Source organism: Pseudomonas sp. MWU347 (assembly GCF_017947305.1).
GTDB lineage: Bacteria > Pseudomonadota > Gammaproteobacteria > Pseudomonadales > Pseudomonadaceae > Aquipseudomonas > Aquipseudomonas putida_A.
Genome location: NZ_JAFGZB010000002.1, coordinates 18,563 through 31,531, shown reverse-complemented (window position 1 = coordinate 31,531; position 12,969 = coordinate 18,563). Strand labels below are relative to the sequence as shown.

General features: G+C 62.0%; 13 protein-coding genes. 7 read left to right on the top strand and 6 right to left on the bottom strand.

Features of this window, described 5'->3' with window-relative positions; all coding sequences use genetic code 11:
* Positions 1 to 204 precede the first annotated feature (204 nt).
* Together KCG87_RS03820 and KCG87_RS03815 are read left to right on the top strand one after the other, a co-directional pair.
* The gene (locus KCG87_RS03820; RefSeq protein ID WP_003221347.1) at positions 205 to 1,101 is read left to right on the top strand and encodes a PA4780 family RIO1-like protein kinase; all 897 of its coding nucleotides are present in this window, start codon (positions 205 to 207) and stop codon (positions 1,099 to 1,101) included.
* Positions 1,102 to 1,324: 223 nt separating this feature from the next.
* Entirely contained in the window at positions 1,325 to 2,527 is a 1,203-nt protein-coding gene (locus KCG87_RS03815) for an MFS transporter (protein ID WP_210556615.1), read from the top strand.
* Here the strand turns inward: KCG87_RS03815 and cueR are convergent.
* From cueR to KCG87_RS03800, 3 genes are all read right to left on the bottom strand, one after another.
* Positions 2,481 to 2,894: a Cu(I)-responsive transcriptional regulator gene (cueR, locus tag KCG87_RS03810; protein WP_007962968.1), complete on the bottom strand. Its 414-nt coding sequence runs from the start codon at positions 2,892 to 2,894 to the stop codon at positions 2,481 to 2,483. The genes KCG87_RS03815 and cueR overlap by 47 nt on opposite strands.
* Complete coding sequence (locus KCG87_RS03805; protein WP_210556613.1) at positions 2,891 to 5,284, bottom strand: heavy metal translocating P-type ATPase; 2,394 nt, start codon at positions 5,282 to 5,284, stop codon at positions 2,891 to 2,893. Before KCG87_RS03805 ends, cueR begins: the two co-directional genes overlap by 4 nt.
* Positions 5,285 to 5,478: 194 nt before the next feature.
* The gene (locus KCG87_RS03800; RefSeq protein WP_210556610.1) at positions 5,479 to 5,862 is read right to left on the bottom strand and encodes a hypothetical protein; all 384 of its coding nucleotides are present in this window, start codon (positions 5,860 to 5,862) and stop codon (positions 5,479 to 5,481) included.
* 148 nt (positions 5,863 to 6,010) lie between these two features.
* On the opposite strand from KCG87_RS03800, the gene KCG87_RS03795 reads away from it, so the two are divergent.
* Together KCG87_RS03795 and KCG87_RS03790 are read left to right on the top strand one after the other, a co-directional pair.
* Positions 6,011 to 6,211 carry a cation transporter gene (locus tag KCG87_RS03795; RefSeq protein WP_096794848.1) on the top strand — a complete coding sequence of 67 codons (201 nt, stop codon included), beginning with the start codon at positions 6,011 to 6,013 and terminating at the stop codon, positions 6,209 to 6,211.
* 233 nt (positions 6,212 to 6,444) lie between these two features.
* Entirely contained in the window at positions 6,445 to 7,647 is a 1,203-nt protein-coding gene (locus KCG87_RS03790; RefSeq protein ID WP_183783570.1) for a multidrug effflux MFS transporter, read from the top strand.
* Between the two features lie 5 nt (positions 7,648 to 7,652).
* On the opposite strand, the gene KCG87_RS03785 is transcribed toward KCG87_RS03790, so the two are convergent.
* The 3 genes from KCG87_RS03785 to KCG87_RS03775 form a co-directional block, all read right to left on the bottom strand.
* Positions 7,653 to 7,826: a hypothetical protein gene (locus KCG87_RS03785; RefSeq protein ID WP_166496092.1), complete on the bottom strand. Its 174-nt coding sequence runs from the start codon at positions 7,824 to 7,826 to the stop codon at positions 7,653 to 7,655.
* Positions 7,827 to 7,979: 153 nt separating this feature from the next.
* Complete coding sequence (locus KCG87_RS03780) at positions 7,980 to 8,993, bottom strand: zinc-binding alcohol dehydrogenase family protein (RefSeq protein WP_210556608.1); 1,014 nt, start codon at positions 8,991 to 8,993, stop codon at positions 7,980 to 7,982.
* Between the two features lie 32 nt (positions 8,994 to 9,025).
* Positions 9,026 to 9,319 carry a putative quinol monooxygenase gene (locus tag KCG87_RS03775; RefSeq protein ID WP_134785373.1) on the bottom strand — a complete coding sequence of 98 codons (294 nt, stop codon included), beginning with the start codon at positions 9,317 to 9,319 and terminating at the stop codon, positions 9,026 to 9,028.
* Positions 9,320 to 9,437: 118 nt separating this feature from the next.
* Here KCG87_RS03775 and KCG87_RS03770 point away from each other — a divergent pair, with 118 nt between their 5' ends.
* The 3 genes from KCG87_RS03770 (at position 9,438) to KCG87_RS03760 (ending at position 12,923) form a co-directional block, all read left to right on the top strand.
* Positions 9,438 to 10,367, top strand: coding sequence for a LysR family transcriptional regulator (locus KCG87_RS03770; RefSeq protein WP_007962958.1), 930 nt, complete (start codon positions 9,438 to 9,440; stop codon positions 10,365 to 10,367).
* A gap of 315 nt (positions 10,368 to 10,682) precedes the next feature.
* Positions 10,683 to 11,414 carry a helix-turn-helix transcriptional regulator gene (locus KCG87_RS03765; protein ID WP_097089938.1) on the top strand — a complete coding sequence of 244 codons (732 nt, stop codon included), beginning with the start codon at positions 10,683 to 10,685 and terminating at the stop codon, positions 11,412 to 11,414.
* A 126-nt stretch (positions 11,415 to 11,540) separates the two neighbouring features.
* Entirely contained in the window at positions 11,541 to 12,923 is a 1,383-nt protein-coding gene (locus KCG87_RS03760) for an MFS transporter (RefSeq protein WP_210556606.1), read from the top strand.
* Positions 12,924 to 12,969 lie beyond the last annotated feature (46 nt).

Genomic DNA, 12,969 nt, shown 5'->3' with positions numbered 1-12,969 from the left:
GTCAGATTCTGTCGCAAATGCCCTTGACGGCCGATAGCTACAAGTAAGGTGGGCTCGGCTATGATCGGCAAAGCTCGATTATTTCGGCACAGTGTGTGCATCCACAGGGTTCACAGGTCGGCAACCCCTCCCCGTAGCGCGAGGATTGCCGTATAACGAGTGACATTCGCGTGTTTGGTAATAAAGGACCCACAATAAAAGCTGATGAAGACTCCAAAACGCATTGAACCCCTGATCGAAGACGGTCTGGTCGACGAAGTGCTGCGCCCACTCATGAGTGGTAAAGAAGCAGCTGTTTATGTGGTGCGCTGCGGTAACCAGTTACGTTGCGCGAAGGTTTACAAGGAGGCGAACAAACGCAGTTTCCGCCAGGCAGCCGAGTATCAGGAAGGCCGCAAGGTGCGTAACAGCCGGCAGGCGCGGGCGATGGCCAAGGGTTCGAAATTCGGTCGCAAGGAGACCGAGGACGCCTGGCAGAACGCCGAAGTCGCGGCGCTGTTCCGTCTGGCCGGTGCCGGCGTGCGAGTGCCCAAGCCATACGACTTTCTGGATGGCGTGCTGCTGATGGAGCTGGTGGCCGACGAATATGGCGATGCCGCGCCGCGTCTGAACGACGTGGTGCTGGAGCCGGATCAGGCCCGCGAATATCACGCGTTCCTGATCTCGCAGATCGTGCTGATGTTGTGTACCGGTCTGGTGCACGGTGACCTCTCGGAGTTCAACGTGCTCCTGACCCCGACCGGCCCGGTGATCATCGACCTGCCGCAGGCGGTGGATGCCGCCGGCAACAACCACGCGTTCAGCATGCTCGAGCGCGATGTGGGCAACATGGCGTCGTACTTCGGGCGCTTTGCCCCGGAGCTGAAGCAGACCCGCTACGCGAAGGAAATGTGGGCGTTGTACGAAGCCGGCACCTTGCACCCCAACAGCGTGCTGACCGGTGAGTTCGACGATCCGGAAGATCTGGCCGACGTTGGCGGTGTATTGCGCGAGATTGAAGCGGCGCGGCTCGACGAAGAGCGCAAGCAGGCGATCCGTGCGGCGGATGACGAGCCCAAGGGCAAGTCCGACGAACCACCGCCGCCACCGTGGATGCAGTAAGCGCTTGAACAGAAACCCGGCTTCGGCCGGGTTTTTTGTGCCTGCCCAAAACACCGAAGATCCCTTGTAGGAGTGAGCCTGCTCGCGATGGCGGTGTGTCATTCAGCAAAAGTGTTGCCTGATACACAGCCATCGCGAGCAGGCTCACTCCTACAAGGGATTTGTGGTGTTCCTGGAATGTGTGTGGGAATCTTGTCGCCCCTCGCACACTCAAGGATTGAATGTGAACGCCCGCCTCATCATCACCGCCCGGCTGATCTCCGATTTCGGCGCCTTCCTCAACATGGTCGCGCTGGCGACTTACGTTTACCTGCTAAGCAACAGCGCCATGAGCGTCGGGGTGTTCCTCGCCAGTCGGGTTGGCGGGGGGATTTTTGCCAGTCTGATCGGTACGCGCTTCTATCGGCGCTGGAGTGGCCGGGTGCCGTTGATCGCTTTCGATCTGCTGCGCGCGGCGTTGCTTGGCCTGCTGTTGATCCTGTCGCTGAGCCAGCAGGCGTTGCTGTTGCCGGTGATCGCTTTCGGCCTGGGCTTTGGCAATTCGATGTTCGCCATCGGCCTCAACAGCCAGTTGCCACGGCTGATCGAATCGGCGCAGCTACTGAAAACCAATGCCTGGATCACCTCGGCGTCATCCGCAGCGATGGTCGGCGGCAGCCTGGTGTCCGGCTTGCTGGTGGCGGCCTTCGGTTTCGAAACGGTATTCGCGCTCAACGCACTGACCTATGTGCTGGCGGCGCTGTTGATTGCACCGTTGCGCTTCGCCGCTGCAGAAGTCAGCGAACAATCGACCAGCGAACGCGGCGAATGGTCAGCTCTGAAACAAGGCCTGCGCAGCGCTCCGGTGATCGCCGCGATGCTTGCCGTGACCATGGCCGACACCTTGGGCAGTGCCGCGCACAACGTCGGATTCCCGATCATCTCCAAACTGCTGACCCCTGATTCGGCCAGCACCACGCTGGGTCTGATGTTGGCGGTATGGGCCAGCGGCAAACTGCTCGGCGCGCGGATTGCCAGTCGCCTCAAAGGCACGGGTAACCTTGATTTGGAGCGACGGTATTTCTTCGGCGTGGCGTTGATGTCCTGCGGTTTTATCCTGATGTTCCAGCAGCACAGCCTTTACGGTCTGCTGCTGTTTTCCCTGCCGGCGGGGCTGGGGGACGGTTTCTCCGAAGTCAGCCTGATGTCGCGTCTGCAGCGTGAACCGGAGCATTTGCGCCTGCCGATTTTCAGTTTCCTGACCTTGCTGCAAATGACCGGGTTCGGCGTCGGCATGCTGATTGCCGCGCCGTTTTACGGTTGGTGGACGCCGGGTGCCGTGGTCATGCTGTTCCACGGCATCCCGCTCGGCACATTGTTGGCCGTGAAGTGGCTGGCGCTCAGGCGCGGGCGGGTTGCGCGCAGCAGCCCGACGCCAGCTCCTTGAGGATCGGACAGTCGGGGCGATGGTCGCCATTACAGTGCTCGACCAAGTCCTGCAGGGTGTCGCGCAACTCGCCGAGTTCACGGATCTTCTGATTCAGCTCGTCGATGTGCTGACGCGCCAGCGCTTTCACATCGGCACTGGCACGCTGGCGATCCTGCCACAGGGTCAGCAGCTTGCCGACTTCCTCAAGGGAAAAGCCCAGGTCCCGCGAACGCTTGATGAACGCCAGGGTGTGCAGGTCATCGTCGCTGTAGACCCGGTAGCCGCTGTCGGTGCGATGGGCAGCCTTGAGCAGGCCGATCGACTCGTAATAGCGGATCATCTTTGCGCTCAGGCCACTGTGCCGGGCCGCTTGGCCGATGTTCATCGGTGCTCCTCCAGATCCTTCGGTTTCCAGGTTTTCAACAGTAGCGCATTGCTCACCACGCTGACGCTCGACAGCGCCATCGCCGCACCGGCCAGCACTGGGTTAAGGAAGCCGAACGCCGCCAGTGGAATGCCGATCAGGTTGTAGACGAAGGCCCAGAACAGGTTCTGGCGAATCTTCGCGTAGGTCTTGCGGCTGATTTCCAGTGCTGCCGGCACCAGCCGTGGATCGCCGCGCATCAGAGTGATGCCGGCGGCGTGCATGGCCACATCGGTGCCGCCGCCCATGGCGATGCCGATATCGGCAGCGGCCAGTGCGGGGGCGTCGTTGATGCCGTCGCCGACCATCGCCACCACACCGGTCTTCTTCAGTTCGGCGACGGTTGCGGCTTTGTCGGCGGGGAGCACTTCGGCGTGGACATTGCTGATACCCAGGGCCTCGGCGACGACTTTGGCGCTGCCACGGTTGTCGCCGGTCAGCAGATGGCTGTGGATACCTCGGGCGGCCAGTTGCTGCACAGCTTGCAGTGCGCCGGGCTTGAGCGTGTCGCCGAAGGCGAACAAGCCGAGTACACGCGGTTCCGGGCTTTGCTCGATCAGCCACGACAGGGTTCGGCCTTGGCTTTCCCAAGCCTTGGCAAACTCGGCGAGATTGCCCGCGCTCAGGCCGCTTTCTTCCAGCAAGCGCCGATTGCCCAACGCCAGGCGCCGACCGTCAAGCGTGCCAGCGATACCGCGTCCGGTCAGGGACTGACTGTCGCTGACATCCGGCACCGGCAGACTGCGCTCGGCAGCAGCGTCCAGCACGGCTTTGGCCAGCGGATGCTCGCTGCCGCGTTGCAGGGCGCCGGCCAGTGTCAGCAGGGTATTTTCATCGCCATCCAGCGCACTGAAATGGGCGATACGCGGGGTGCCGGAAGTCAGCGTGCCGGTCTTGTCGAAGACCACGTTGTCGACTTCATGGGCACGTTCCAGCGCTTCGGCATCCTTGATCAGAATCCCATGGCGCGCAGCCACGCCGGTGCCGGCCATGATTGCCGTCGGGGTAGCGAGGCCCAGGGCACAAGGACAGGCAATCACCAGCACGGCGACCGCGTTGATCAACGCGGTTTCCATGGGTGCGCCGTACAGCCACCAACCGATCAGTGTGCCGAGGGCAATCAGCAACACGGTGGGCACGAACACCTGGCTGACTTTATCCACCAGTTTCTGGATCGGCGCTTTCGCTGCCTGAGCGTCCTCGACCAGACGGATGATCCGCGCCAGCACGCTTTCTGCACCGAGGGCAGTGGTGCGCACCAGCAGCCGACCTTCACCGTTGATCGCACCGCCGGTGACTTTGTCGCCCGGCTGTTTTGGCACAGGCAGGCTTTCGCCGCTGATCAGCGCTTCGTCGGCGTGGCTCTGGCCTTCAAGCACTTCGCCGTCTACCGGGAAACGTTCACCGGGTTTGACCAAAACCTGATCGTTCAGACGCAGGGCGCTGATCGCCACGTCCTGCTCGCGACCGTCGATGACCTGAATCGCCCGTTCCGGGCGCAAGGCTTCGAGGGCGCGGATGGCGCTGGCGGTCTGACGCTTGGCGCGGCTTTCCAGATATTTGCCGAGCAGCACCAGGGCGATCACCACGGCTGAAGCTTCGAAATACAGATGCGGCATGCGCCCGGCGGCGGTGGCCCATTCGTACAGGCTCAAGCCATAACCGGCGCTGGTGCCGAGGGCCACCAGCAAGTCCATGTTACCGGCCCCTGCGCGCACGGCTTTCCACGCGGCGACATAAAAACGAGCGCCGAAAATGAATTGCACCGGGGTGGCGAGGGCGAATTGCGCCCAGGCCGGAAGCATCCAGTGAATGCTGAACGGTTGCAGCAGCATTGGCAACACCAGCGGCAAGGCCAAGGCGATCGCGCAGATCAGCGCCCAGCGCTCATGTTGCAGGCGCTGTTGCTGGTTATCGGTGGCCGGATGTTCGGCTTGCCAGACGCTGGCCGAGTAGCCGGCCTTGCTCACAGCATCGAGCAGCGACTGAATATCGACCTGACCGAGCCATTCGAGGTGCGCGCGTTCGTTGGCGAGGTTGACGCTGACGCTCTTCACCCCGGGGACTTTGTTCAGGGCGCGCTCGACGCGACCGACGCACGAAGCGCAGGTCATGCCGTCAATGCTCAACTCCACCGTCTGCTGCGGCACGCTGTAACCGGCGCGTTCAACCGCCTCCATCAACGCCGGCAAGCTGTCACCAGGCGCCTGGACGCGGGCCTGTTCGGTGGCGAGATTGACGCTGACGGCACTGGCGCCGCTGACTTTGCGCAACGCCCGCTCGACACGCCCGGCGCAACTGGCGCAGGTCATGCCGGCAATCGGCAGATCGAAAGTGATGGAATCGGACATCGGTCTTACTCCCTGTAGAAGATGCCTACAAGGATCAACCTTGCCACGCGGGCAAGGTCAAGCACCAATATTTGACTCACTACAAAAACAGTGTGGGAGCGGGCTTGCTCGCGAAGGCGGAGTGTCAGTCAACATCATCGCTGAATGACACACTGCTTTCGCGAGCAAGCCCGCTCCCACATTTGGAGTTTCGCTTAGTATTCGAGGGCGGCAGGTCGCAGGTACAAGCCTTTGGCATTTGCCGCGATCCGGTACTTGAGCACATCGCCGGCCTTGAGCGAGATCTCCTGCGCCGGCGGTGCCAGCATGCCTGCCTGGCAACCCGGCACCTGGCCAGGCAATTGTTTCAGACGGATGGAAATCGTCCCGTGGGGCAGGTTGAACGAAGTGGTTTGTTCCTGCAGCAGGCGCCCAGCGAGTTGATCATTGACGTACACGCCAATCTCGCAGGGAGTCGGCACTTCCAGGCGCTCGCGCGAGATGATCAGAACGGCGTAGTCCTCACCGGTCGCGTTGGCCTGGGGCAGGGCGGCAAAGAGGCTGAGCAAGCCAAACAGGCTGAAAGCTGACCAGCGCATGGCTGAATCTCCTGAATTTGAGTCATTGATGCACGCAGCTTGGCTGAGCGCGACGCCGATTGCCAGCCCGGCAGTTTTCTGCAGAACTTGACCTTGCCATGGTGGCAAGCTCGACACTGCGGGCAACCTCACTCAAAGGAGTCCATCCATGCAAGTGTTCAACGTTCAAGGCATGTCCTGCGGCCACTGTGTCAAAGCCATCACCAACGCCGTGCAGGCGAAGGATCCGGCGGCCAGCGTGCGGGTCGATCTGGCGGCTAAAGAAGTTGGTGTCGAGAGTTCGCTGAGTGCCGAGCAGGTGATCGAGGTGATCAGCGAAGAGGGCTACCCGGTAAAACTCGCCGGATAACGATAAATCCCTGTGGCGAGGGAGCTTGCTCCCGCCGGGTCGCGAAGCGGCCCTTTTTTTCAATTGAAAAACACTGGGCCTGCTGCGCAGTTCAGCGGGAGCAAGCTCCCTCGCCACAGGTTTCAGGTGTAGGTCATCTGATTTCTAATAGTTAGCGAGCTATCGGAATGTTCAAGGTGTCTCAGCGCGGCTAGACTGTCGGGCTGCCGACTTCTATCCCACCTGGATGCCTGATGAACTTCCGTACCATTCTGATTCTCGGTGCCCTGAGCGCCTTCGGTCCGCTGGCGATCGACTTCTATTTGCCGGCGTTCCCGTCGATGGCGCTGGCCTTTGGCACTGATGAAAAGCATGTGCAACTGACCCTGGCGGCCTATTTCGCGGGTCTGTCGATCGGGCAGTTGCTGTATGGGCCGGTGGCCGACCGGTTTGGTCGGCGCCTGCCGCTGTTGGTCGGTGTCGGCCTGTTCACCCTGGCCTCGCTGGCCTGTGCTTATGCACCGAATCTGGAATGGCTGATCGGCGCGCGTTTCGTTCAGGCGCTGGGCGGCTGCGCGGGGATGGTAATTTCACGAGCGGTGGTGAGCGACAAGTGCGATGCGGTCGGTTCGGCCAAAGTCTTTTCGCAACTGATGCTGGTGATGGGGTTGGCGCCGATTCTCGCGCCGTTGCTCGGCGGTCTGCTGGTCAACACCACGGGCTGGCAGTCGATCTTCCTCGCACTGACCGGCTTCAGCGCACTGGCCGGCCTCGCTGTGGCGTTGGGGCTGCCGGAAAGTCTGCCGGATTACGTGCCGCGCCAGCCACTGTCCGGTGCGTTGCGCCAATACGGTCGGTTGTTCGGCGACCGGGTGTTTCTCGGGCACGCCCTGACCGGTGGGATCGCAGTCGCCGGGATGTTTTCCTATATCGCCGGTTCGCCGTTCGTCTTCATCAAACTGTACGGCGTACCCGCCGAGCACTTCGGCTGGCTGTTCGGCACCAATGCGGCGGGGTTCATTCTGGTGGCCCAGGTCAATGCGCGGCTGTTGGCCAAGCGCGGTCCGGCATTCCTGCTGGCACGGGCGGTGTGGGTGTATCTGTTGGCCGGGGTTTCTTTGCTCGCGGTCAGCTCGCTGCACACCGAAGCGTTGTGGCCGCTGTTGATCCCGTTGTTCGTGTGTATCGCCAGCCTCGGCTGCATCCTGCCCAACGCAGCGGCGTGTGCAATGAACGGCCAGGGTGCGCGTGCCGGTAGTGCGTCGGCACTGATGGGCTGCCTGCAGTTCAGCGTGGCTTCCGGCGCGGCTTCACTGGTGGGCGTTCTGCACGATGGCAGCGCCATGCCGATGGCCATGGTCATCAGCCTGTGCGGGTTGCTGGTGGTGAGCGTCGCGATGTACACCCGGCATTTGCAGAATGCCCGGGCGTTGGCGCAAGCACAGGCCGAAGCCTGACTGCCTCAGCCGACGGCGCGTTGCTGTCCGGGGTCGGGAATCCGATGGGGCGCGTGCAGGCGCGCTTCGAGGGTGCGGGTGAAGGCGAGCGCCTCGGCTTCACTGCGAAAGGTCACGGCGTGCTGGTCCAGGCGAACCTGCCATTGGGACTTTGCCACTTCTTTTATCAGGATCTTCATTACTGACCTCCCTTGTGTAAAAGATGCATCGCAGAGGCTTCGAGTGTAGACCTGAATACGATCGGATTTGTGACAACGATCAAGCATCTGACTGACGGCAAAAAATAGCGCCAGCCCTTGAAAGGACTGGCGCTGATTACGACGTCCGGGTTTTCAGAAACTTTCTAAAACAATTTTGCCCTTGGCCTTGCCGCTTTCCAGCAGCTCATGCGCCCGGCGCAGGTTCGCCGCGTTGATCGTGCCGAAATGCTCGCCGACGGTGGTCTTCAACGTCCCCGCATCAATCAGCTCGGCCACGCGGTTGAGCAGTTTGTGTTGCTCGATCATGTCCGGTGTTTCGAACAGCGAGCGGGTGTACATGAATTCCCAGTGCAGCGACAGGCTCTTGCGCTTGAGCTGGCTCACGTCCAGCGACTTCGGATCGTCGATCAGCGCGAGTTTGCCTTGCGGGGCCAACGCCTCGACCAGTTGCTCCAGGTGCAGATCGGTCTGGGTCAGGCTGGCGACGTGGGTCACGTGATCGATGCCGGCGCGTTTCAGTTCCTCGCTCAACGGCTGGCTGTGGTCGATCACCAGGTCGGCACCCAGCTCGGTCACCCAGTCGCGAGTCTGTGCACGGGACGCGGTGCCGATGACCTTCAGGCCGGTCAACTGGCTGGCCAGTTGGGTGAGGATCGAACCGACGCCGCCAGCGGCGCCGACGATCAGCAGGCTTTGACCTTCTTCGGTCTTGCCCTCAAGGATCTGCAGGCGTTCGAACAGCAGTTCCCACGCGGTGATCGCGGTCAGCGGCAGCGCGGCGGCTTCGGCAAAACCGAGGGATTTGGGCATGTGGCCAACAATGCGCTCATCGACCACGTGCAGCTCGCTGTTGCCACCGGCACGGGCGATGGAGCCGGCGTAAAACACTTTGTCGCCGGCCTTGAACAGCGTCACTTCACTGCCGACGGCCTTGACCACACCGGCGACGTCCCAGCCCAGTACTTTTGCCGCGCCGTTTTCCGGCGCCACGTTCTGCCGCACTTTGGTGTCGACCGGGTTGACCGAGATGGCTTTGACTTCCACCAGCAGGTCGCGCGGGCCGGCGACCGGCTCCGGCAGTTCGATGTCTTGCAGGGATTTTTCGTCGCTGATCGGCAGGGAGGCGTAATAGGCAATGGCTTTCATGACTTGCTCCGTAACGGTAATAGAAGAAGGGCTCAGGCGATGGCGCCCAGACGTTTCAATTGGAAGTGATCGATGCAGTGGCCGGCGGCGGCCTGGAAGTTCTGAAAATGCGCGCTGGCGTTGTGCGCCGAAAGGATTTCCTCGCTGGCCCAGTGTTCGATCACATAAAAGGTCAGCGGATCGGCGAGGTCGCGATGCAGGTCGTACTGGCTGCAGCCTTCCTCGGCGCGGCTCGGCTCAACCAGTGCGCGCAGGGCGTTTTCGAGGGTGTCCTGCTGGCCGGGTTTGGCGATCAGGGTGGCGATGGCGGTGAATGCTTGGGACATGTTTGGCTCCAGTCGCGGGATAAATTCGCTTGAACCCATCATTGGCTATTTCTCGGCGCGATAAAACCGGCTAAAAGAGCAGTCTCTTTCAATATTTTTTTGATAATCGAGGCTGAGAATGCTGCGTTTCGACGATTTGCAGTTGTTCGTTCGCGCGGCGGATCTGGGCAGTCTGTCGGCAGCGGCGCGGGTGATGGACATGTCCGCGGCAGTGGCCAGCGCCGCGCTCAAACGCATCGAACAGCAACTAGGCGTGCGTTTGCTGGCGCGCTCGACCCGCAGCCTGCGTCTGACCGCCGAGGGCGAAGGCTTCCTCGAATACGCGCGGGCCGCGTTGAGTTCGCTTGACGAAGGCCGGCGATTTCTCTCCAGCGCGCAGGATCAGGTCAGCGGCATCCTGCAGTTGTCGGCGCCTTCGGATTTCGGGCGCAACCTGTTGTTGCCATGGCTCGACGAGTTTCAGCGCGAGCATCCGAAGCTGACCGTGCGCCTGCTGCTCGGTGACCGGATCGCCGACCTGTTCCGCCAGCCGGTGGACATCGCCCTGCGTTATGGCGAACCCGAGGATTCGAGCCTGGTGGCCCTGCCCATCGCTCCGGACAATCGCCGCGTGCTCTGCGCATCGCCGGCGTACCTGGCGCGCCACGGCGAACCGCGTCAGCTCGAACAACTGGCGCAGCACAATTGCCTGCTGTACATGCTCGGCAGCCGCGTGCACGACCATTGGAGTTTTCATGACGGCAAACGTGAAGTCGGCCTGACGGTCAGTGGCGATCGCTTCAGTGATGACGCCGACGTCGTCCGGTTGTGGGCGGTGGCGGGGGCGGGCATCGCCTACAAATCGTGGCTCGATGTCGGCGCGGATGTGCTCGCCGGGCGCCTCAAAGTGTTGCTGCCAGAGCTGCTCTGTGAGCGTGCTCCGCTGAATCTGTTGTGCGCCCATCGCGCACAATTGAGTAAGCCGGTGAACCTTTTGAGGGAAATGCTCGCCAGCCGATGCGCCGAATTGAGTAGTCAATTTCCCCATTTCCCGAAAGTTGATCATTAGTCGCAGGCAATTAGCGAAATTTCACTCAGGAACTATCACCATTCGTGTCAGCCACGGCGCAGGAAGCAGCGTGCATCCCGCTTATACTAGCGACCGCCTCAAACCTGCACCGATAACCGGTCAGGACTGAATCCGGCCGGTTTTTCAGAGCCGGGCGAGCGCTGCACAAACGCCGCGGACACTCCATTGACGGGTGCCGCAGCACCGGCCTGGCTTGCTCCGGTTCATGGCGTTTTACCCGTCTTGGCCGATGACCCATTACTGGTCAAGATGTCTTCGAGCAGTAGACGATACGATTCAACAGGGAGTGAATACATGGAACATGCACCTTGCATCAGCCAGATCGCCACGCTGCTGGCCGACCCCAAGCGCAGTGCGATGATGTGGGCGTTGATGGATGGCTCGGCACGCCAGACCGAAGAGCTGGCGCTGCTGGCAGGGTTGTCGCCATCTTCGGCCAGTGCGCATCTGGGGCGTTTGTCCGCCGGGGGCCTGTTGAAAGTCGAGGTCCGTGGGCGCAAGCGCTTTTTCCGTCTGGCAGCCCCGGAGATCGCGGCGGCCATCGAAGCGCTGGCCAGTGCCACGATCGCCAGCGCACCGCGGGAAATTCCTCACGTATTCAAACGCTCGGCACCGAGCGCCAATCCCCGGACTGCGCCGTCTTCACTGCTGCGTGCGCGCTTTTGCGATGATCATTTGGGTGGCACGCTGGCCGCCGATCTGTATCAGCGTCTGCTCGATGCCGGCTGGCTCGAACAGATCGAGCAGCGGGTCGTGGTGACCCTCAAAGGCTCGACGCAACTGGCCAACCGCGGTGTGTTCATCCAGGCCCTCGCTCATCGCAAGGCTCAGGTGGCGTGCGCCTGTCCGGACTGGAGCGAGCGTCGCCCGCACCTGGGCGGTTCACTCGGCGCGGCGGTGCTGCAACTGTTCATGCAGTCCGGCTGGCTGGTGCTGCCCAAGGACTCCCGAGCCTTGCAAGTGACCCCGGCCGGGCAGCGGGAAATCCAGCGGTTCGCCAAGGAAACCGAGCTGGAATTGGCGTAATAGAGCGTTCGCCGGCCGACTCTTCGACGCTGGCGTCGCCTGTGACTGCGAACAGGTCGTATCCAGAAAAAGCGCTGAGGCGTTATCGCGCACACTCGATCCGCACACATTGCGGAGGGGATGGGCATGGATACGCGAAACTTCAGCGCGGCAGAACGCCTGGAACGGCTGCCGCTCAGCGGTTATCACCGGGTCATTTTCATCATCATTGCCCTGGCGTTCTTTTTCGACTCCATGGACCTGGCCATGATGACGTTCCTGCTCGGCTCGATCAAAACCGAGTTCGGCTTGAGCAGTGCACAGGCTGGCCTGCTCGCCAGTTCGAGCTTTTTCGGCATGGTGCTGGGGGCGTCCCTGTCGGGCATGCTCGCCGACCGCTTCGGGCGCAAACCGGTGTTTCAGTGGAGCATCGTGTTGTGGGGCGTGGCCAGTTATCTGTGTTCGACCGCGCAAACGGTCGAGAGCCTGACGCTGTTCCGGATCCTGCTGGGGATCGGCATGGGCATGGAGTTTCCGATTGCACAGTCGATGCTTTCGGAGTTGATCCCGGCGCAGCGGCGCGGGCGCTACATTGCATTGATGGACGGTTTCTGGCCGCTGGGTTTCGTTGCCGCCGGGGTGCTGTCGTACTTTCTGCTGCCGTTGATTGGCTGGCGCGATATCTTCCTGGTGTTGGCGGTGCCGGCGGTGTTTGTGCTGGCGATCCGTTTCTTTATCCCCGAATCACCGCGCTGGCTGGAGCAAGCCGGACGCCATGAGGCGGCGGACAAGGTCCTGAGCGCAATAGAGGCGCGCGTGCGCACGTCGCTCGGGGGGGCGACGCTGCCGGAGCCGGTGCGCCTGCCAAGAACAGTGACGCCGCCGGGCAACTTCTTCTCGGCGCTCAAGCAGATCTGGTCGCCGCAATATCGCCAGCGCACCACGATGATCTGGAGCCTGTGGTTTTTCGCTTTGCTCGGTTTCTACGGGCTGACATCGTGGATCAGTGCGTTGTTGCAACAGTCGGGTTTCGCCGTGACCCAGTCGGTGTATTACACCGTGCTGATATCGCTGGGCGGGATTCCCGGGTTTCTGATGGCGGCGTGGCTGGTGGAACGCTGGGGGCGCAAACCGGTGTGCATCGTGACGTTGCTCGGCGGCGGAGTGATGGCGTTTCTCTACGGGCAGAGTGCGGTGTTCGGCGGCAACGTCGCGTTGCTGATCAGCTCGGGGCTGCTGATGCAGTTTTTCCTGTTCGGCATGTGGGCGGTGCTCTACACCTATACGCCGGAGTTGTACCCGACTTCGGCGCGGGCCACAGGCTCGGGCTTTGCCTCGGCGATTGGCCGTGTCGGCTCGTTGCTCGGGCCGCTGGTGACCGGGCTGGTGTTCCCGATTACCGGGCAGGGCGGGGTGTTTGCGCTGGGCGCGCTGTGCTTTGCGATTGCGGCGGGGGTGGTGTGGCTGTTCGGGATGGAGACGCGGGGCAAGACGCTGGAAGAGCTGACTGAAGCAGAGATCGCTGGTTGAACACAGCACCCTGTGGGAGCGGGCTTGCTCGCGAAGGCGGTGTGTC

Coding starts and splice junctions, on each gene's coding strand:
- KCG87_RS03765 (WP_097089938.1), top strand. CDS start 10,683: ATGGAACATGCACCTTGCATCAGCCAGATCGCCACGCTGCTGGCCGAC.
- KCG87_RS03790 (WP_183783570.1), top strand. CDS start 6,445: ATGAACTTCCGTACCATTCTGATTCTCGGTGCCCTGAGCGCCTTCGGT.
- KCG87_RS03770 (WP_007962958.1), top strand. CDS start 9,438: ATGCTGCGTTTCGACGATTTGCAGTTGTTCGTTCGCGCGGCGGATCTG.
- KCG87_RS03795 (WP_096794848.1), top strand. CDS start 6,011: ATGCAAGTGTTCAACGTTCAAGGCATGTCCTGCGGCCACTGTGTCAAA.
- KCG87_RS03760 (WP_210556606.1), top strand. CDS start 11,541: ATGGATACGCGAAACTTCAGCGCGGCAGAACGCCTGGAACGGCTGCCG.
- cueR (WP_007962968.1), bottom strand. CDS start 2,894: ATGAACATCGGCCAAGCGGCCCGGCACAGTGGCCTGAGCGCAAAGATG.
- KCG87_RS03785 (WP_166496092.1), bottom strand. CDS start 7,826: ATGAAGATCCTGATAAAAGAAGTGGCAAAGTCCCAATGGCAGGTTCGC.
- KCG87_RS03780 (WP_210556608.1), bottom strand. CDS start 8,993: ATGAAAGCCATTGCCTATTACGCCTCCCTGCCGATCAGCGACGAAAAA.
- KCG87_RS03805 (WP_210556613.1), bottom strand. CDS start 5,284: ATGTCCGATTCCATCACTTTCGATCTGCCGATTGCCGGCATGACCTGC.
- KCG87_RS03800 (WP_210556610.1), bottom strand. CDS start 5,862: ATGCGCTGGTCAGCTTTCAGCCTGTTTGGCTTGCTCAGCCTCTTTGCC.
- KCG87_RS03775 (WP_134785373.1), bottom strand. CDS start 9,319: ATGTCCCAAGCATTCACCGCCATCGCCACCCTGATCGCCAAACCCGGC.
- KCG87_RS03820 (WP_003221347.1), top strand. CDS start 205: ATGAAGACTCCAAAACGCATTGAACCCCTGATCGAAGACGGTCTGGTC.